The following is an 18,618-nucleotide window of genomic DNA, read 5'->3' on the forward strand; positions in this document are numbered from 1 at the left end:
TAAGAACAAAACTTAACGCAATACGATATAGAATAAATTCGTCTAAAAATCGCTTAAGTTTTATTCAATCCAATTTAACATAATATACATTATGCGTAAATGCAGATATTGAGGAATATAGATCAATTGAATCAATAAGTTACGCAAACCGGCCTTTACCTTGTCATAGTCACTTTGCTTAATTATGTGATAAATCATTGGGGTTCTTCGTGTGAAGTTGTCTTGAACGGATTTTCTAGGCCTTGTTTTCTGGCTCTTCATGGAAAAGCTCTGGTACTTATCGTCAGTCTCATTTCCTATTCATATAGAAAGCCTTAGATAGTTTACTGAAATGTGTGGCGGACAGATTATCAACGACGCAGGCGGCGCATGGTGCCGGTTACTACTTAGTCTTGCTTAATGTAATCGGCGATGAAAACGCTTTATACAAAATTAGAACCAGTATAAATCTACTAGTCCCAAATTCTCTTAAGCGTGTTGTTTCCAAAGCAACAAAAGGCTCTGGCAGCTCGGCAAGCCCATGGCATGCAAATCATCAACAAGGCGCCAAAATGAATTTCTGTATTTGTTCTATTTAATAATTCTGTAAAAACGTTTCTTAAGCATCGATCTTCTTTTAGTTTTTAGTTTTTAGCGCAAAGATGGCGCTGGATATTTATAGATGAATATTTACGACCAACTAGGAGAACGAAATGCTTTATACAATTGCAATAATACAAACGACGGTATTTATCTTCTTTTTTACGCTGGAACGACTCATACCAAAACACAATCACCCTATTGCGCCAGGCTTTACATTTTGGTGGGCGGCTTTAGGGATATTTTGCCTTTTATGGCTTAGATTAATCTTTTTCTATTGGGTTGAATTACCGAACGGGTTTCTCTCGTTAGAGGCGTTTAATTCTGTCGTCCAGGGCTTTATGTTTTACGTGTTTTATAGCTTTGGTAACTATTGGATACATCGATGGAAGCATCAAAATAGCATTTTGTGGCGCTTCGTTCATCATTTACATCATTCCCCAAGCCACATGGAGAGTCGTTTAGCGTTTTACCGTCATCCGTTCGAGGTGTTTTTTAATACGGTTTATCTTATTTTCCTTGGGAAAGTAATTTTTAATATCTCTCCAGATGTATTGGCAATCGCACTAGCAATCGAAGGTTGCTTAGAGTGTTTCCATCATTCAAATATTCAGGTGCCTCGTTGGATGAGGCCGCTCGGTTATGTTATTCAATTACCTGGGATGCATCTTGTTCATCATGAATACAGGTTACATAAGTATAATTACGCGCCATTTTTATGGGACTATGTTTTTAATACTGTGAAAATTCCAGAAATGTGGGATAAGCAATTAGGCTTTTCAAACAGCCATGATATTAAAAGTGAATTAATATTTAGAAAACCATCTTGACTTATGTAGGTGTAAGGAATAATGTGTTTGGCCACTATAGTGGCCAAACACGATTTGCACATTGGAGGGACCTTGCGTGCCAAAACCTTTACTCACTAAGTCAAACCATTCAGAGAATGTTAAACCCTTTCCCCAGGTGCCTAATACGCCCTTTGCTTTAGATAAAACTCTTTACCATGCGATTGCGGTGTATCTCGAAACAGGAACATGGCGCCAGCTTTCTAGTGAAATTAAAGACTTTGTTCGATCTCAGTATGTAGATGCTTTTGAATTGGTTACCAAAGGCGATATTACGCCAAAACAACTTGAGGACGAAATCGCAAGTCATATCCCATCAAGAAGTTATATCGAACAATACTCAAAAGGCCGCGCAGTTTGCTATCGTTATCTCAATACCTTGGCTAACTTTTTTGAGCACAAATATACGTTGAGTAACCATAATCCCTGCGATCAATTTTTGGAAAAAATTACTAGTGCCAAAGAAAAACACTAACGCAGATTTTTCAGCGATGCTACCCAATCACTTGAAAGCTAACCCTGATATTGTCGAGAGTATTGTGGCGAATGGTAATCTAGTGGAACAGGTGTTTGCCGAGCTAGATAAACTTCAAGCGCTATGCTCCGCCAGAAAGCTGGTAGACTCAGGTGAGGAGTTGATGCCGAAAGGTGTTGCTGGCCCCTACTCGGAACTAATATGCGACCGAGCCGATAATTTGAGAGTTTTATTGACAAAAATTTTTGACGGGCAGTAACGACGTTTTTTTATTTGCTGTCGTTATCAATAGTTATTACGTTTGCCAAAAGGTTTTTACACGTTTTAACCTTCTGATCCAAGCAAAAATGTACGTGAGGGATCGACAAGGATGCGCCCTTTCATCCCTTCTCTACCTAGAAGCATTAGATTACTCATATCAGAACGGTCAGTTAATGTGATCTCAATCGGCCATTGATCCTCGCCAAGTTTGATAGGTGTTTGAATAACATAGCGTTCCTCAGATACACCATTTGATGACTTGATGGTTCGTACATCATGCAGTGCGGCTTCACATTGAATGATCGCGTCGACGTTGTGAATATTGGGGTGGATGTCAAACCTTACCCAGGGGCGCCCTTTTACTTTGAATTTTTGTAAGTTATCTACATGTAACGACGACGTTTTTGCACCTGTGTCTACACGAATTTGCAGGTCGCTAATGCCGATTTCTGGAAGATCACATATTTCTAAAGCACCGACAATCAACTTTTCTTTCATTTAATAACACTCAATGTTAAATAAATATGTCTAAATACCGCGTGGCATTTCACCTTCAGCGGGCATCAAAATGTCTTGCATGATTTCTATATTCTCAACAATTTCTTCGTCTTCTTCCGTGAAATAAGCAATATGGAACATTGCATCGCCTTCTTGTGCTAGCGGTATGTTCTGCTTGCCAATAATAATTCCTGAACGTGCTGCGTTGACCGTGCCAAAGCGCTCGCCAAAAGAGTTGCCGATATGTGCCAGTGGGTCGCCCTTTTGTACTTGATCACCTAGGTTTTTTAATGTGGTGACAATGCCACTATGATTTGCTCTCACCCAGGCGCTGGTATTTGCGATGAAATGTTTTAAAGGGCCTTTCTTCGCTGTAGTTTTTGATTTTCGTTGCAACATCCCAAGGTGGGTTAATACATTCTGAATTCCTTTCACACCGGCGCGAATCGATAGCTCATCAAAACGTAGAGCTTGTCCCGCTTCATACAGTAGAACTTTGGTGCCTAACTCAACAGCGGCTTGTCGTAACGAACCATCTCGTAGATCAGCATTTAGCAACACCGGGACACCAAATGCTTCAGCGAGTTCGCGTGTCTCAGCGTCCTTTAAATTGGCTCTAATTTGTGGCAGGTTTGATCGATGAATCGCGCCTGTGTGCAAATCGATACCGTAGTCACAGTGGCTAATTATTTCAGAAAGGAATTTATTGGCCACGATGCCCGCTAGCGAACCTTTAGCCGAGCCAGGAAAACAACGATTAAGGTCTCGCCTATCGGGCATATAGCGTGTTTGGTTAAGCACCCCGTAGACGTTCACCATCGGCACGAGTATTAGTGTGCCGTGTGTTATTTTTAGCCGTTTCATACTAATTAAGCGACGTATAATTTCAACGCCGTTTAATTCATCACCGTGAACAGCTGCACATACAAAAACCGTTGGGCCATCATGCCGACCGCGCTTGACGTGAACCGGCATACAAATATCGGTATCGGTGTATAGTCGTACAACAGGTAGTTCGATTTCTAAACTCTTACCGGGTAGCACTTCTTGGCCACCGATCAACAATTGCCTCGACATGGCTTAATCGTCATTCACTTCATGCGGTAGCTCGAGAATTTCTGGTGCTCTCCTGCGTCGCGTTTTGGCGGGGATCATGCTGCGCATTGATTCTAATTTTCCGAAACACAAAATCTTGTCGTTCGCTTCTAATACGCGTGTCTTTTTTGGGTTCGGTATACTTTTAGAGCCACGGTAGAGAGTCAGTGTATTGATATCTTGGTCGTATAATTTTGTTTCTTCGAGTGTCATACCGACAAATTTAGAGCCTTCAGGAACGTATATCTCGCTCACACCATAGCCTTTGCTCACGTTAAGGCGCTGTCGAACATCTATTTCTGGGAAGTCTACTTGTGCCGCTATGTATTCAATGACGGCCCCAGCGACATCTAATCCCGTGCAGGTTTCGATTCCCTCTAAGCCTGGTGAGGAGTTAACTTCCATAATTTGCGGCCCGGTTTTACTTTCAAGTATGTCGACGCCTGCGACGCGTAATCCCATAATTTGTGCAGCGCGTACAGCAGTTTCTGCGTATTCGTCAGACAGTTCGACAGCTTCGGCTACGCCGCCTCGATGAACATTGCTTCGAAATTCTTGCCCCTGGGCTACTCGTCTCATTGCGGCAACTACGCGGTCACCCACCACAAACGCTCTGATGTCTTTTCCTTTACTCTCAGCGACAAATTTTTGAATGAGCACGTTTTGCTTTTGACTTTGTAGTAGCTCAATAATCGACGCCGCAGCCTGCACGGATTCGGCCAACAGCACCCCAATACCTTGTGTCCCTTCTATAAGCTTGATAATGACAGGCGCGCCCCCTACCCGCTCAATTGCTGGAAGCACATCAAGCTTGTCTCGTACAAAAGTGGTGCGAGGGATACCAATATGGTGGCGGCTGAGAATCTGGAGGCTTCGTAATTTATCTCGGGAATTGAGTATCCCGTGAGCTGTATTCGCACAAAATACGTCCATTTCTTGGAATTGGCGTACGACCGCTGTCCCATAGTAGGTAATGGATGCGCCGATTCGCGGCAAGACGGCATCATAGTCGTCGATTGGCGACTGTTTATAGTATAGGTCCGGAACTCCCTGTTGCAGGTCAATGGCAAACTTGAGGGTATCGAGAACTCGCACGGTATGACCGCGCTGTTTAGCGGCTTCCTTTAAACGCTTAGTGCTGTAGAGGTTATTTCCACGGGATAGAATAGCTAATTTCATTGATGTACTCGTGATGATGAGCGCCGCATATCATGGCGCAGGAAGTTCCGGCATATACCGCAAAAATTATAGCGAGTGAATTGATCTGGTGCGACTGAAATTCATTATATGTTGCAGAATAAGACGTGCCTGAAAGCCCTGGTGGCTTTCAGGGTGGTGGTATCGAGGTGAGAATCATTTTGGTTAGCTAGCTGTTTACCGGAGTCCCGCTAGCGAGGTAGTTCCTTTTTGCTTGATTATTGAACTTAGCTATAAATGATTTTAGTTCATCATCGTAGGCACCCTTTCCTCTCGCGAGTTCCGTGATATCAAGGTCGCCTGCGGTATTGAGTTCGTAAGCGATTGGCCCGTTATTAGAAAATCCAATGTCCCAATGCTGAAATCTAAAACCAGGAAATGAAGGTGCCGCTAACCTTATCAGCTCCTTCAAGCTTTCCCAGTCAGGTAGTTGTCTACCTAAGATGTGGTAATTGTTGACTATCTTTTCTGGGTTGACAGTTAAGTGTTTTCCGGCCCCGGATACTATGCGCGTTACCTTACCGTTTTTTACGTCGACATCGGCCAACAGATTGCCCGTGGTGCCGCCTACAAAGTTATCAACATAGTTGCCTTGCGCAGGTATTTTCCAAACGATTCGAAAGATCGAAGGTTGATTGTCGTCAAGCAACGCAATAACTCTACAACCCGTTACTGAATCACCGGATAGATCTTGTGTGCTAGGGTTTGAAACTACGGCCTCTTGAAACAGATATCCCCAACCTGTCGGGTCCTCTAAACGGTCGATGAACGTAGCCGCAGTAATAGACTCTCCGTCTGCGAGAAGAATTTTGTTGGTTTCTCGTGAAAAGCTTTCTGCCCTCATGCAGCCTTTCGCTGACCCGCCTTTTATCGGCTTGCAAAAAAATGGGTAGGGAATAGACGACTCTAAAAATACTTCTAAGTCTTTTTTACTGTCGAAGACGGGTAACTCTCCGAACTTGCGTTTGAACCGACATGCCGCTGCATAGATTTTAGGTGATGGAATCCCGCAGGATTCTAGTACTGATGAAAGTACAAGCTTGTCAGTCACTACTGCATCCCAATGCGGGCTATTGAGAAGTCCGTGTAGGTGCTTCTTCATATAGCTACCACCAAACTCTTTGAGATCGGCGGTTGCATAGGCCTTTTGGTCACCTAAGCCAAGGTACGCGTAGTTGGAAAGAGATAAATGCGTATCGCTGTATTTTAGTCTAGCGACCTCCATCAATTGCTGGATGATCGATTTCCCTTCGGGCTTCTCTGCAACCTCTTTTAGTTGATTGAAACGGGTTGTTAGCTTTGTTGTGATATTCATTGTAAAACTTGCTTCCTTGTGTAACGATTTTGGTGCTTCCAACGTATTTTTCCTTAGGCGATATCGCTGGAACAAAAACCCTAGCTCAAATTGGGTTAGGGGATTCTGAAGTAGTTATTGTAGTATTTATCGTCGACTACAGTAGTGATGTGCAGCGCGTTTTCATAGTTTTGAAAATAGTTGCCACCCATTTCAAAATAGGAAGTCCTCTGCCAATATGAAAGACGTTGTTAAAGATTATTACGGAAACCAGCTACAGAGCTCAGCAGACCTAAAAACAGATGCCTGTTGTGACGCGTCAGCAATGCCCGAATGGCTTAAACCGCTGTTAAGCAATATCCATGACGAGGTTATGGCGCGTTACTACGGCTGTGGCTTAGTCGCACCGCTTGAACTACGGGGTAAGCGTATTCTCGATTTGGGGAGCGGCTCCGGTCGAGATGTTTATGCATTAGCACAGCTTGTAGGTGCCGAAGGCGAAGTGATCGGCGTTGACATGACTGAGCAGCAGCTAGCAGTGGCAAACGAGCACCTTGACTACCATGCGGAAAAGTTCGGTTTTCGCAACGTGCGATTCTTAAAGGGAGAAATTGAAAAGCTCCATGAGCTAGATTTAGAGCCCAATAGTTTCGATATTATCGTTTCTAACTGCGTCATTAATCTATCAACGGATAAACCCGCGGTTTTAAAAGGGATATATAACCTCCTAAAAGAAGGGGGTGAGTTCTATTTTTCTGATGTTTATAGCGATAGACGTGTTCCTGAGGATGTCAAAAACGACGAAGTGCTGTACGGCGAGTGCCTTGGCGGCGCACTGTATTGGAATGACTTCGTTAATTTATCGAAGCAGGCGGGCTTTTTAGACCCGCGCCTAGTGGAGGATAGACCGCTAGGGGTCAATGACCCAGTTTTACAACAGAAAACGGGTGAAATCGCCTTTTACTCAGCGACTTACCGCTTATTCAAGCTTCCTCAGCTTGAGCCTGCGTGTGAAGACTATGGGCAGGCGGTGATTTACAAAGGCACTATCGATAATGCCCCTAGTGCGTTTAGCTTAGATAAACATCACTATATCCAAACTGGAAAGGCGTTCCCCGTCTGCGGAAATACCTGGTACATGCTCGCCAATACGCGATTTGCCGAGCACTTCGAGTTTATTGGTGATTTCTCAACCCATTTTGGAATTTTTGAAGGCTGTGGAACGCCCGTTCCATTTACTGAAGATGGCGTGTTTAGTGAAGGCGGCTGTTGCTAGATAAAGTCATTTAGTCAGTTTCATCGAGAATGATGAACGATACAAAGGTTGTGAGAAGCGATAGCGCTGCGATTAGTGACAAGTTAGGTAGCGCTATCATTACAACCCCTATTCCTATCCAAAGATTCTTTACGACACCCTGCTTTCGACGGTATTTAGCCGTATACCGCCGAGCGTGACTGTGAAGCGGATCGGGTTCTGTACATAGCGCCCAGGAAGGTAGTATTCTCTCAATGATTTTTAACATGGCATCAGCCACTCTCAGTTTGTTTGCTTTCTACAATGAAGTATAGGCAAAGAACTAGCTAGCGTGGTTTACCTTGCCAAAAAACTCGAATGCCGACCTCAAAAACATGAATTAGTAGGAATTTTCCATAGTGGTAGTGAGTGAAGAAGACCGAAAGAAATTGGCAAGAGCCGCAAAGGTACTGAAGCTTTCTGAGCTAAAGCGACATATCTTTTTATGTGCTGACCAAACCGAACCTAAATGTTGTGATAAAGGCGAAAGCTTAAAAGCGTGGAGTTATTTGAAAAAACGTATTGCCGAGTTACATGATCAGCATGGCGGGACAATCTATCGATCAAAAGCGAACTGTCTGCGTGTGTGCCAACAGGGACCAATCGCGGTTGTTTACCCTGAAGGGATATGGTATCACTCGTGTAACGAAGACGTTTTGGAAAGAATCATCCAAGAACATCTGATTGGTGGGCTGCCTGTGCAAGAATATGTCATCCCGTTCGAAGAATAGGCGCGATCTTAGCGAAAGTGCGTGTTAACGCCTTGTCACCTCTCGCATTGTTACAAATTCCTCTGCCGCCGTGGGGTGAATGCCAATGGTTGAATCAAAGTGTGCCTTTGTAGCGCCAGCTTTCATTGCCACAGCGATTCCTTGAATAATTTCACCGGCATCGGCGCCAATCATGTGGCACCCGATAACCTTGTCAGTTTGATCCTCGACAATTAATTTCATAAACGTTTTGTCGGTGTCGCCCACGAAACTGTGCTTCATGTGTTTAAAGCTTGTTTCGTAAATCCGTACATCACCATACTGTTTACGTGCTTCCTCTTCGGTCATACCAACTGTTGCAATATTGGGTTGAGAAAAAACCGCTGTAGCAATGTGTTCGTAATCGACGTCTACTGCTGATCCAAATAGCGAATTAGCTACCGCACTACCTTCAGCAATTGCGACGGGTGTTAGTTCTTTGCCGCCGATCACGTCGCCAACGGCATAGACATTCGGTGTGCTGGTTTGAAAAGTGGCGTTCGCCGCAATATGACCTGTTTCGGTCAGGGTGATATTAATATTCTCTAGCCCTAGGCCTTCAATCTTAGGCACTCTACCAGTGGCGTACATAACTGACTCGGTATCAAGTGTTTGCCCATCATTTAACGTCAATGAGAGCGAGCGCCCGTTTCGATTGATGGCAGTTACGTCTGTATTGAAATGAACGTGGATTCCTTTCTTTTGTAAGTTGTTTGCCATGTGCTCTCTAACGCTTTGGTCAAACCCTCTTAAAAACAAAGGTCCTCGATAGATTAAATGGGTTTCAACACCCATGCCGTGAAAAATACCGGCAAACTCAATCGCGATGTATCCTCCGCCTACAATGGCAATAGAATGCGGTAGTTGTTCTATATAAAATGCATCGTTTGAGGTTATTGCATGCTCTTTCCCGGGTACATCAGGCACAAACGGCCATGCACCTGTTGCAATCAGGATCTTATCGGCGGTTATCCGTCTGCTGCCCTCTTTTTCATCATTAATCTCGAGAGTATGAGCGTCTATAAATTTGGCGCGCCCCGGTAGTAATTCGACGTTGGCTTTATCTAAAAGATTTGCATAGACATTATTCAGGCGTTCGATCTCATCGTTTTTATTTTTTAGCAAGGTGTCCCAGTTGAGAAATGCCGAACCAACATCCCAGCCGTAGCTCTTTGCGAGTGAAAAATCTTCACTAAAATGCGAGCCATAAACATACAATTTTTTTGGAACGCAGCCGACGTTGACACATGTGCCGCCGAGGTAGCGGTCTTCAGCGATCCCGACTTTGGCTCCAAGATTCGCCGCTACGCGTGCAGATCGCACACCGCCAGAGCCAGCTCCAATTACGAAAAAGTCAAAATCATAGCTCATGCAAAGTGCCCATATATTTTGGTTTGATAGGTGCCACTTTAGCAGCTAAAAAGTTGTGCGTGTAGACCTAGCGATGAGCTCAAGTGGGTTGAGAGAGAAACAAAAGCGACGAGCGATCAAAAAGAAAGAAAATTAGCCAGCGATTATTACAATGGGTGTAAGGCGATTCGCGGCCTCAAGCTTTCACATCAATTCGTGGAGTGCGCAGCCATGCGCCTTTTCGGCGATCGTTACCGGATCGGGATTCAAGTGGATATCCTTCTCGATTCGACGTTCGACGGTCTTTTTTGCGGCGTTCAATAAAAGGTTTATTGCGGGGGCCGTTAACTGTTGACTTGGTACCAATGGGGTCAAGTTTGCCGGTTGCGTAAACCCGTTTATTGTCCACCTTTTTGGCGGTTAAACGGTCGTTGTTACTAAGTGGTATGGTGCGAGGTAAGTTAATCATTCGCCTGTCCTCCGCTTCTGTTGATGCTACCGCAAACGCCCTAACTCTGCCGTTTATATATGTGTCAATTTGTAACCAATTACCTGACCCTTCTGTCAGTATATCGGCTTATTTCAAAAGTTCTTTAGCGCTGGTGAATTAAGTGTCATTTTGATACCGTTTGCGACCTTTAAATATGGGGATATGATCCATAGGAAATAAGGGCAACAATGGGAATGAAACGATTCAATGTTGAAAAGCGCGCCATATTGTTTGTAGCGCTTATGAGTGCCTCAACGGTTACTTGGTCTAATTGGTATATGGATGTGACCTATTCGAGAAATCAGGCGGGTCTCGAGGGGGATGGTGACAGCTTCGGTGTTATTACCCAGCTTGAAGTGGACAATTCGTCATCTGGCTATCAAATTACGGGTGGCTTTTCGTTTAACCAATATCTCGACTTAGAGTTTGGTTTCGTGGATTTTGGTAAACAGACTGTTAGTGTCAATCAAAGCTTGGATTTAGGTGGTATTTTTAATCCATTCACACCGGTTCTCGCTGGATCTGAGGTTACAGGACCAGGGAGTTTTGTCGATCCAGATCTCTCAACAAGTCCTACCGGCGTATTTGCTTTATCATCTCCTTTGTCCGCGAACCCGCCTCTCAATCCTATACTGGGTTCAAATTTAAAAACTGAAGTAATAGGGATACGATTAGCGGCAGTGGGGAAAGTGCCCATAACTAAATGGTTTGAAATGAGTTTACAGGCGGGCGCGCTAATATCAGAGTACAAGGTGACTACAAATAATTACACTTATGTACTACAGGAAGGTCCTTGTTGTTTTTTCGATGAAGTTTTAGTGAAGGAAACCGAAACAAGCCACGATCCGGAGCTGTTTATGGGGCTTGGTCTCACGTGGAATATTAGTCGCTCAATAAGCACGAAACTTTTTTGGGAAAAGTACTTAGATTTTGGCGAAGGAGACTATTTAGAGCAGGACTTAGATAGCTACAACTTATCATTACGCTACCGGTTTTAAATTAATCCTCTTTTAAAAATTGTTGGTTTACACGAAACCAGTTAAGCTGATCGTGCAGACCAACAACATCCCCGATAATAACCAGTGTCGGTGCGCTGACTTGATGTTCTTCTACTAAATCTCTTAAGGTTTCTAAATTACCGATAAAAACCCGCTGCTGAGTGGTTGTGCCCTTTTCTATCAAGGCGGCTGGCGTCAAAGGTGATCGGCCTATTTCGATGAGGCGCTTACAGATATCCGCAAGAGCGACTAGTCCCATGTAGAATACTAGTGTCTGATTAGGGTCTTTTACGTCTTCAAACATTGTGTTTGCTGCATCGCTTTTTAGGTGGCCTGTAATGAAGCGAACGGATTGCGCGTGGTCTCTGTGAGTCAGCGGAATGCCCGCATAACTTGCACAACCTGAAGCAGCTGTAATACCTGGGACGACTTGGAAAGGCACATGGTTTTCTGCAAGCAATTCCAGTTCTTCACCTCCACGACCGAAAATAAACGGATCACCGCCTTTTAGACGCAACACGCGTTTACCTTGTTTCGCTAAATCCACCAAACGCTGGTTAATATCAACCTGTTGCATGGTGTGTTCAGCTCGTTGTTTTCCGACATATATTCGTTCAGCATCTTTTCTAACGAGTGTCATGATGTCGTCGGAGACGAGTCGGTCGTATAGCACAACGTCGGCGAGTTGCATCAAACGTAATGCTTTGAGTGTTAAGAGATCAGGGTCACCGGGGCCAGCGCCGACGAGGAAGACTTCACCTTGTAAGGTTTCGTCGTTGTTATCGATGGTTTGCTGAATAATTGTTTTCGCTTCATCAATATTGCCCGCAAGCGCCCTTTCACCCGCTGGGCCATTAAAGATGGTTTCCCAAAAGCGTAAGCGTTGCGCACCGGAAGTGATTTTTTGCTTTACCTGGTCTCGAAAGTTGCCCGCTAACCCAGCGAGAGCACCGTAGTTTGCTGGAAACCAGGCCTCGATCTTTTCTCGCATTGCACGAGCCAGTACGGGCGCTTTACCGGTACTACTAATGGCAACAACTATAGGGTTGCGGTCGATAACCGCGGGTGAAATAAAGTTGCTTATAGCAGGCTCGTCAACAGCATTAAATAAGCAACCGGTTTTTTCCGCGAGTTGTGCAATGTGCGCATTGGTTTCGTGATCGTCTGTGGCTGCGATAACTAATCGATAACCTTCGATGTCGCTATCGTGAAACTCGCGCTGAATATGTTTACCCTTATTATCCTTAAGTAACTGCTCTAGCTCAGGTTCTATTTTTGGCGAAACAACGTGGACAACGCCTTGCGAGATCGTTAGTGACTGGGCTTTTCGAAGCGCAACGTCTCCACCGCCAATAATTAAACTAGGGTGCCGTTTAATATCGACAAATATTGGCAAATATTCCACGTCTAGCTTCTCTCTATACCAAGGGCAATGAAGATTATGCTCGAATGACCTCGAGACCACCCATATAGGGTTGTAACACTGTAGGTACGGTAATCGAACCGTCCTCTTGCTGATAGTTTTCGAGTATCGCAACCAGTGTACGACCAATTGCCAAACCGGAACCATTCAGAGTGTGGAGCAACTCCGGTTTTCCAGTGTCAGGATTTCGGTAGCGAGCTTTCATGCGCCGTGCTTGGAAATCACGGAAGTTACTGCATGACGAAATTTCACGGTATTTATTTTGTGAGGGCAACCAGACTTCTATGTCGTAAGTACAAGAGGATGAAAAGCTTAAGTCGCCACCACATAAAATGACTGTGCGGTATGGTAGCTCTAATCGCTGTAAAATAGTTTCAGCGTGGCCAGTCAGGCGTTCTAACGCCTCATCCGATTCTTCTGGGCGGACGAACTGGACCAATTCCACTTTTTCAAATTGATGTTGACGAATCATTCCACGCGTATCACGGCCAGAGCTACCCGCTTCGCTTCGAAAACACGGTGAGTGGCAGGTGTAACGTAAAGGTAATGTATCAATATCGTCGACAATAACATCACGAAGCACATTGGTCACAGGCGCTTCAGCCGTTGGAATCAGATAAAATTCTCGATCATCGGTGAGTTTGAATAAATCTTCTTCAAACTTGGGCAGCTGGCCGACACCGTACATAGAATCTTTGTTAACGATGTACGGGACGTAGATTTCTTGGTAGCCGTGCTCGCGAGTGTGGACGTCTAACATAAATTGGATCAAGGCTCGGTGCAAACGTGCCACGTTGTTAGTCATTACGACGAATCGAGAACCGGCCAATTTAGTGGCTAACTCAAAATCCATTTGGTCTAGCCCTTCGCCTAAGTCGACGTGGTCTTTTACATCAAACTCGAATTGGCGAGGCTTACCCCAGGTTCGGATTTCAACGTTATCATCTTCGTCTTTTCCTTCCGGCACACGATCGGCAGGAATATTCGGAATCCCCGCAAGAAGATCGTCCATCTCGGCCTGCACGGCGTTTAATTCATGCTCTGAAGCCGCGAGTTCTGACTTGAGGTTTTCTACTTCTTTTAGCAACGGTGCAATGTCTTCACCCTTTGCCTTAGCTGCACCTATGCCTTTAGATTTACTATTGCGTTCTTGCTGTAACGCTTCGGTTTTAACCTGTATTGCTTTACGTGACTCTTCTAGCGATTGAATACGCTCAACGTCGAGCGCGTAGTGTTTTTTCTTAAGTAATTCGGCAACTGCATTTGCATCGCTGCGAATAAGTTTTGGATCTAGCATAGTGACAAACCAAACTGACAGGTTAGATGAATTGATGTGTGAGGTTTAGCGCAAGCCAAGTCAGAAGAATGCAGCCAACAAAGCTACAAACCACATAAGCGAGCGCGATACCGGTGTGACCCGCTTGCCATAACTGCACCGTTTCTAGTGCAAACGCTGAAAAAGTGGTCAACGCCCCCAGAAAGCCGGTGATTATAAACGGTCGCCACTGGTCACCCAATAGGTTCTTTTCCATGATAGTGACATAAACAGCACCGATGACGAAACACCCCAGGTAATTGGCAAGTAATGTTCCTAGAGGGAAGCGATTGGAGGGGATTGGGACGATATAGGCGACTACTCCATAGCGTGCCATAGCGCCTAAAGCGCCGCCTAGTGCCACTGCAAGCCAGTTCATTGTGAGGCCTTTTCATCAAGGGATCGGAGATACGCTAATTTTTCCCTAATTTTGATCTCCATGCCACGATTAACTGGCTCATACCACCGCATTTCAGCGATCTCGTCCGGCAGGTAGCGCTCTCCGGCAGCATACCCTTCTGGTTCATCATGGGCGTAACGGTATGTCTTACCGTAGCCCAGGTCCTTCATGAGATTGGTTGGGGCATTCCGTAAATGCATTGGCACGTCGTAGGTGGGCATCTCAGCGATGTCTTTCTTAACGGCATTGAACGCGCTGTACACTGCATTGCTCTTCGGTGCCACGGATAAATACGCTATGGCTTGGGCAATGGCGAGCTCGCCTTCTGGGCTTCCGAGACGCTCTTGAACTTGCCACGCATTGAGGCAAATTTCCAAGGCTCGTGGGTCGGCATTCCCTATGTCTTCACTTGCCATCCTCACAACACGTCGTGCGATATACAGTGGATCACAGCCGCCATCAATCATTCGTACAAACCAATAAAGAGCACCATCTGGAGACGAGCCTCGAACGGATTTGTGTAGAGCTGATATTTGATCGTAAAAATATTCGCCACCCTTATCGAAGCGACGGACGTTATCTCCAATTACTTCGCGTAAAATATCTGCCGTGATTCGCGTGTGGCTATCGTTCGTAGGTGCCAAGTCTGTGGCAATTTCTAATAAATTCAGTGCGGTTCTAGCATCGCCGTCGGCGGCTTGAGCGATTACGTTTATTTCGCACTCGCCGATATCGATCTTTTCTTTTCCTAGCCCGCGCTCCTCGTTGCTTATAGCAAATCGCAAAAGTGCTTCTAGGTTTTCCGGCGTTAACTTACGTAACACATGGACACGGCACCGAGACAACAGTGCGTTGTTGAGTTCAAATGAAGGGTTTTCTGTTGTTGCGCCAATAAACAATATGGTGCCGTCTTCTACATAGGGTAAAAAGGCATCTTGTTGTGCCTTGTTAAAGCGATGCACTTCATCGACAAACACAATCGTGTTTTGATTATGCATATTGCGTGCTTGCTGGGCTTTTGCGATGGCTTCTCTGATGTCTTTTACACCTGCTAGGACGGCTGATATAGTTTCAAAACGCGCGTCTGCTATTTCAGCAATGATTTTGGCGAGTGTGGTTTTTCCAACGCCTGGAGGCCCCCAGAGAATCATTGAGTGTAACGTTTTATGCTCAACGGCTTCTCTCAGGGATTTATGCGGCCCTATAAGGTGGTCTTGTCCAAAGAAATCGTCCAAGGTTTTTGGACGCATTCTTGCGGCGAGAGGTTGGTGCGCTGAAACAGAGAACAAGTCGCTAGTCATGCGTTATTCAGCGAGGTGTAAAATGTCGGTGTTTTCAGGTGGGATAAACTGAAACTGATTGAGTTTAAATTCCGGATTAATAATCAATTCGCTAAAAATATACGTCTGCGTTTCACCCAGCGTATTAAATATAGTCATTTCAGCCAGCACACCATCAACAAACCGCACGTTCAATCGCGTGAATATTGCATCGCTGCGTTTGGGGGTAAGTTCAAATGCGTGCTTGCCCTCTTTTGCGATTACGGTATAGCGTTGATGAATGGCATCGACGTCTCCGCTCAGTAGTATCATGGGCGACTCCATGACGTTGGCGTTGACGGCTTCAATTGTTAATTGTTCGAGGTCTGGGTCGTAGGTAGATAAGGTTTTACCATCAGAGACAATTGTTTTGGCAAACGGTGGTGAAACCTCCCAACGAAAATTACCGGGTCGTTTTAACCAAAATTGTCCGTTATTTTCCTCAACAATTACATTTTCTTCGTCTGTTATTGTTTGCTTAAAGCTGCCCTCCATTGAATCGACGCCGCTCAATAAATCACTTAGCTGGGAAATTGCGGGGCTTTCTGCAAAGTTCTTTACGGAAAACATTAAGAGGAAAACGCTTAAAATAATTGAATGCAGGCTCACTATAAAGAATCTCAACAGTAAAATTAGTGTTTTGGCGGCGCTGGCGCTAAGACTTCACGGTTGCCGTTGGTGCCCATCTCACTGACAACGCCTGCGGCTTCCATTGTTTCAATAAGCCTTGCTGCTCTGTTGTACCCGATGCGTAACTTTCGTTGCACTGACGATATTGAAGCGCGTCTCGATTCAGTGACAAACATGACAGCTTCGTCGTACAGTGGATCCGACTCGCTATCACTATCCCCGTCTCCACCTTCGGAAGCCATACCAGGAACGGGAATACTGTTATTGGCTTCATCAACAATGCCATCGATATAGTTCGGTTCACCTCGTTTTTGCCAATCTGCGACTACGCGATGAACTTCGGGATCGTCAACAAACGCGCCGTGCACGCGCTGAGGAACACTTGTGCCTGGTGGTAGATACAGCATGTCACCATGACCTAAGAGTTGTTCCGCCCCACCCTGGTCCAAAATGGTCCGAGAGTCGACTTTCGACGATACTTGAAACCCGATTCTTGAAGGTACGTTAGCTTTGATGAGGCCAGTTATCACATCCACAGAAGGCCGCTGTGTTGCCAAAATAAGATGAATACCGGCCGCTCGAGCTTTTTGAGCGATCCGGGCAATCAATTGTTCCACCTTCTTACCAACAATCATCATCATGTCGGCAAACTCATCGATTACCACGACTATCGACGGTAAAGCCTCTAATTCAGGTGCTGTTTGTTCTTCTGCAGGCATTATATCCATGGGGTCAGGAGCCCAAAGCGGATCGACAAGAGGCTCTCCTGACTTCTTGGCTTCGTCGATTTTTCGGTTAAAACCAGCGAGATTTCTAACGCCAAGTGCCGCCATCAATTTGTAACGCCGTTCCATCTCCCCAACGCACCAGCGCAAACCGTTTGATGCATCTTTCATGTCAGTGATGACGGGGGTTAGCAAGTGAGGAATGCCTTCATAGACCGATAGTTCAAGCATTTTAGGATCGACCAATATTAATCGAACCTCTTTCGGTGTGGCTTTATAGAGTAAGCTCAGTAGCATCACGTTAATGCCTACTGACTTACCAGAGCCCGTAGTACCCGCTACCAACAAATGCGGCATCTTACCTAAGTCTGCAACGACGGGTTGACCCGATATATCGTGGCCTAACGCTAGGGTTAGCGGGGACTTTGCAGATTCATAGGTGTCTGATGCGAGGACTTCGCTCAAGCGCACCATTTCTCTGTGCTCATTGGGGATTTCGATCCCCACTACGGATTTGCCCGGTATTACCTCTACGACGCGAACGCTAATAACTGCCAATGACCTAGCGAGATCTTTCGCTAAATTGGTAATGCGACTGGCTTTGACACCAGGAGCCGGTTGAATCTCAAATCGTGTAACAACTGGCCCGGGTAAAACAGAGACCACTTCGGCGGTAATACCGAAATCTTGGAGCTTAAGCTCAAGTAATCGGGACATCGCTTCCAGGGATTCTTTTGAATATCCTCGGTCGTCGTTTTTATCGGCAACGTCTAACAAGCCAATTTTGGGGAGTTCGCCACTAACTGGGTTTGTTTCAAACAACGACCGCTGCTTTTCTTTTTGAACCCGTTTACTAGGCTCAATCTTTTTGGGTGGTTCTGTAATCGTTGGTGGGACTCGCTCTAACTCTTTTTTGACCTGCTTTTGCACTGCTGTCTTACGAGCTTCTTGGGTTTTCTTTATCTCTCTGTTTTCTTTGAACTTTGCTGTTTGTTTCTTGTACGTCTTGCCGAGGTGATCGAACGCTAACAGTGTTATTCGTCCTGTTTCATCCATTAATTTAAACCAACTAAGGTCCGTGAATACGGTTAAACCGAATAGGAACACGGCGATTAACAGCAAACTTCCGCCGATGTAGCTAAGACTAGTTTCAACTGCGACACCGATTTCTGCGCCAAGAATCCCCCCGTGAGAAAACGGTAATTCTGAACTAGCACTGTTATGCATCGCCGCAAGACCCGTTCCTGCGACCATGACGAGTATGAGTCCTAATGAGCGTAAGCCCAATAGCACGGCGTCAAAAGGGTAATGAACCTCTCTGTGTCTAAATACGAGCCAGGCTTGGTAGCCCAGCATGACAGGAAATAGGAAACTGAGGTAGCCAAACAGTGAGTAAAAAATGTCCGCTAACCAGGCACCAACCGGCCCACCGAGGTTTTTCGCGTCTCCCCCTGCCCCTGTGCTGGACCAGCCAGGGTCCGTAGGGCTATAGGTGATAAGCGCGAGTAAAAGGAAAAGGCACAAGGCGCCAAAGCCAATTAGCATTCCCTCTTTGAGACGCGAATATGCTTTGCTAACAGCGGGATGGGGTTGCGTCGACGCTGATTTAGCTGAGTTTTTGGATTTCAAAGAGTTAGCCTATTTCATTTATTATTAACTTTAGTGCGTGCGCTATTGT

Annotated in this window: 19 protein-coding genes and 1 pseudogene; 6 read left to right on the forward strand and 14 right to left on the reverse strand. The window is 45.4% G+C overall.

Translation table 11 applies throughout. The features are described 5' to 3' along the window. Positions 1-692 precede the first annotated feature (692 nt). The 3 genes from ACZ5NB_RS09510 (at position 693) to ACZ5NB_RS09520 (ending at position 2,161) form a co-directional block, all read left to right on the forward strand. The gene (locus ACZ5NB_RS09510; RefSeq protein WP_460234854.1) at positions 693-1,409 is read left to right on the forward strand and encodes a sterol desaturase family protein; all 717 of its coding nucleotides are present in this window, start codon (positions 693-695) and stop codon (positions 1,407-1,409) included. A gap of 76 nt (positions 1,410-1,485) precedes the next feature. Then, positions 1,486-1,902: a hypothetical protein gene (locus ACZ5NB_RS09515; RefSeq protein ID WP_460234853.1), complete on the forward strand. Its 417-nt coding sequence runs from the start codon at positions 1,486-1,488 to the stop codon at positions 1,900-1,902. Continuing rightward, positions 1,883-2,161, forward strand: a complete 279-nt coding sequence (locus tag ACZ5NB_RS09520; protein ID WP_460234852.1) for a hypothetical protein — start codon at positions 1,883-1,885, stop codon at positions 2,159-2,161. The genes ACZ5NB_RS09515 and ACZ5NB_RS09520 overlap by 20 nt, the downstream gene beginning before the upstream one ends. 65 nt (positions 2,162-2,226) lie before the next feature. Here the strand turns inward: ACZ5NB_RS09520 and ACZ5NB_RS09525 are convergent, their stop codons facing one another. The 5 genes and pseudogenes from ACZ5NB_RS09525 to ACZ5NB_RS09545 form a co-directional block, all read right to left on the reverse strand. Next, a complete protein-coding gene (locus ACZ5NB_RS09525) occupies positions 2,227-2,661 on the reverse strand; it encodes an ATP-dependent zinc protease family protein (RefSeq protein WP_460234851.1) in 435 nt (144 codons plus the stop codon). Positions 2,662-2,691: 30 nt separating this feature from the next. Further along, complete coding sequence (locus ACZ5NB_RS09530; RefSeq protein ID WP_460234850.1) at positions 2,692-3,738, reverse strand: succinylglutamate desuccinylase/aspartoacylase family protein; 1,047 nt, start codon at positions 3,736-3,738, stop codon at positions 2,692-2,694. Between the two features lie 3 nt (positions 3,739-3,741). Further along, positions 3,742-4,029: a cation:proton antiporter regulatory subunit gene (locus tag ACZ5NB_RS09535; protein WP_464107943.1), complete on the reverse strand. Its 288-nt coding sequence runs from the start codon at positions 4,027-4,029 to the stop codon at positions 3,742-3,744. Positions 4,030-4,077: 48 nt separating this feature from the next. After that, a pseudogene (gene rimK / locus ACZ5NB_RS09540) lies at positions 4,078-4,935 on the reverse strand (30S ribosomal protein S6--L-glutamate ligase); the annotation flags it as partial. A 187-nt stretch (positions 4,936-5,122) separates the two neighbouring features. Further along, entirely contained in the window at positions 5,123-6,268 is a 1,146-nt protein-coding gene (locus ACZ5NB_RS09545; protein WP_460234849.1) for a sugar-transfer associated ATP-grasp domain-containing protein, read from the reverse strand. 217 nt (positions 6,269-6,485) lie between these two features. Between ACZ5NB_RS09545 and ACZ5NB_RS09550 the strand changes: the two genes are divergently transcribed. Further along, on the forward strand, positions 6,486-7,523 hold the full coding sequence (locus ACZ5NB_RS09550; protein WP_460234848.1) for a methyltransferase domain-containing protein: 1,038 nt from the start codon (positions 6,486-6,488) through the stop codon (positions 7,521-7,523). A gap of 10 nt (positions 7,524-7,533) precedes the next feature. Here the strand turns inward: ACZ5NB_RS09550 and ACZ5NB_RS09555 are convergent, their stop codons facing one another. Continuing rightward, entirely contained in the window at positions 7,534-7,770 is a 237-nt protein-coding gene (locus ACZ5NB_RS09555; RefSeq protein WP_464107937.1) for a hypothetical protein, read from the reverse strand. A gap of 136 nt (positions 7,771-7,906) precedes the next feature. Between ACZ5NB_RS09555 and ACZ5NB_RS09560 the strand changes: the two genes are divergently transcribed. Beyond that, complete coding sequence (locus ACZ5NB_RS09560; protein WP_460234847.1) at positions 7,907-8,272, forward strand: (2Fe-2S) ferredoxin domain-containing protein; 366 nt, start codon at positions 7,907-7,909, stop codon at positions 8,270-8,272. A gap of 24 nt (positions 8,273-8,296) precedes the next feature. Here the strand turns inward: ACZ5NB_RS09560 and gorA are convergent, their stop codons facing one another. Together gorA and ACZ5NB_RS09570 are read right to left on the reverse strand one after the other, a co-directional pair. Beyond that, on the reverse strand, positions 8,297-9,661 hold the full coding sequence (gene gorA, locus ACZ5NB_RS09565; protein WP_460234846.1) for a glutathione-disulfide reductase: 1,365 nt from the start codon (positions 9,659-9,661) through the stop codon (positions 8,297-8,299). A gap of 175 nt (positions 9,662-9,836) precedes the next feature. Next, positions 9,837-10,109, reverse strand: coding sequence for a hypothetical protein (locus tag ACZ5NB_RS09570; RefSeq protein WP_460234845.1), 273 nt, complete (start codon positions 10,107-10,109; stop codon positions 9,837-9,839). 215 nt (positions 10,110-10,324) lie between these two features. Here ACZ5NB_RS09570 and ACZ5NB_RS09575 point away from each other — a divergent pair, with 215 nt between their 5' ends. Further along, positions 10,325-11,128, forward strand: coding sequence for a hypothetical protein (locus ACZ5NB_RS09575; RefSeq protein WP_460234844.1), 804 nt, complete (start codon positions 10,325-10,327; stop codon positions 11,126-11,128). A 1-nt stretch (position 11,129) separates the two neighbouring features. Here the strand turns inward: ACZ5NB_RS09575 and cysG are convergent, their stop codons facing one another. The 6 genes from cysG to ACZ5NB_RS09605 are packed head-to-tail and all read right to left on the reverse strand — an operon-like array spanning position 11,130 to position 18,569. After that, positions 11,130-12,533, reverse strand: coding sequence for a siroheme synthase CysG (gene cysG / locus ACZ5NB_RS09580; RefSeq protein WP_460234843.1), 1,404 nt, complete (start codon positions 12,531-12,533; stop codon positions 11,130-11,132). Between the two features lie 34 nt (positions 12,534-12,567). After that, a complete protein-coding gene (gene serS / locus ACZ5NB_RS09585) occupies positions 12,568-13,848 on the reverse strand; it encodes a serine--tRNA ligase (protein ID WP_460234842.1) in 1,281 nt (426 codons plus the stop codon). Positions 13,849-13,870: 22 nt separating this feature from the next. Continuing rightward, positions 13,871-14,245 (reverse strand): fluoride efflux transporter CrcB, encoded by a 375-nt coding sequence (gene crcB / locus ACZ5NB_RS09590; RefSeq protein WP_460234841.1) that lies wholly within the window; start codon positions 14,243-14,245, stop codon positions 13,871-13,873. Continuing rightward, positions 14,242-15,567: a replication-associated recombination protein A gene (locus ACZ5NB_RS09595; protein WP_464107938.1), complete on the reverse strand. Its 1,326-nt coding sequence runs from the start codon at positions 15,565-15,567 to the stop codon at positions 14,242-14,244. The genes crcB and ACZ5NB_RS09595 overlap by 4 nt, the downstream gene beginning before the upstream one ends. Positions 15,568-15,570: 3 nt before the next feature. Continuing rightward, positions 15,571-16,194 (reverse strand): outer membrane lipoprotein periplasmic chaperone LolA, encoded by a 624-nt coding sequence (gene lolA, locus ACZ5NB_RS09600; RefSeq protein WP_464107939.1) that lies wholly within the window; start codon positions 16,192-16,194, stop codon positions 15,571-15,573. Between the two features lie 23 nt (positions 16,195-16,217). After that, on the reverse strand, positions 16,218-18,569 hold the full coding sequence (locus tag ACZ5NB_RS09605) for a DNA translocase FtsK (protein ID WP_460234838.1): 2,352 nt from the start codon (positions 18,567-18,569) through the stop codon (positions 16,218-16,220). Between the last annotated feature and the right edge of the window lie 49 nt (positions 18,570-18,618).

This window comes from Aurantivibrio plasticivorans (assembly GCF_055392955.1).

What these genes read in the sequence shown, in the direction of transcription:
- ACZ5NB_RS09595 (WP_464107938.1), bottom strand. Translation starts at nt 15,567, where the DNA reads ATGACTAGCGACTTGTTCTCTGTTTCAGCGCACCAACCTCTCGCCGCA.
- ACZ5NB_RS09510 (WP_460234854.1), top strand. Translation starts at nt 693, where the DNA reads ATGCTTTATACAATTGCAATAATACAAACGACGGTATTTATCTTCTTT.
- ACZ5NB_RS09575 (WP_460234844.1), top strand. Translation starts at nt 10,325, where the DNA reads ATGAAACGATTCAATGTTGAAAAGCGCGCCATATTGTTTGTAGCGCTT.
- ACZ5NB_RS09550 (WP_460234848.1), top strand. Translation starts at nt 6,486, where the DNA reads ATGAAAGACGTTGTTAAAGATTATTACGGAAACCAGCTACAGAGCTCA.
- ACZ5NB_RS09530 (WP_460234850.1), bottom strand. Translation starts at nt 3,738, where the DNA reads ATGTCGAGGCAATTGTTGATCGGTGGCCAAGAAGTGCTACCCGGTAAG.
- gorA (WP_460234846.1), bottom strand. Translation starts at nt 9,661, where the DNA reads ATGAGCTATGATTTTGACTTTTTCGTAATTGGAGCTGGCTCTGGCGGT.
- ACZ5NB_RS09555 (WP_464107937.1), bottom strand. Translation starts at nt 7,770, where the DNA reads ATGTTAAAAATCATTGAGAGAATACTACCTTCCTGGGCGCTATGTACA.
- crcB (WP_460234841.1), bottom strand. Translation starts at nt 14,245, where the DNA reads ATGAACTGGCTTGCAGTGGCACTAGGCGGCGCTTTAGGCGCTATGGCA.
- ACZ5NB_RS09545 (WP_460234849.1), bottom strand. Translation starts at nt 6,268, where the DNA reads ATGAATATCACAACAAAGCTAACAACCCGTTTCAATCAACTAAAAGAG.
- ACZ5NB_RS09525 (WP_460234851.1), bottom strand. Translation starts at nt 2,661, where the DNA reads ATGAAAGAAAAGTTGATTGTCGGTGCTTTAGAAATATGTGATCTTCCA.
- ACZ5NB_RS09570 (WP_460234845.1), bottom strand. Translation starts at nt 10,109, where the DNA reads ATGATTAACTTACCTCGCACCATACCACTTAGTAACAACGACCGTTTA.
- serS (WP_460234842.1), bottom strand. Translation starts at nt 13,848, where the DNA reads ATGCTAGATCCAAAACTTATTCGCAGCGATGCAAATGCAGTTGCCGAA.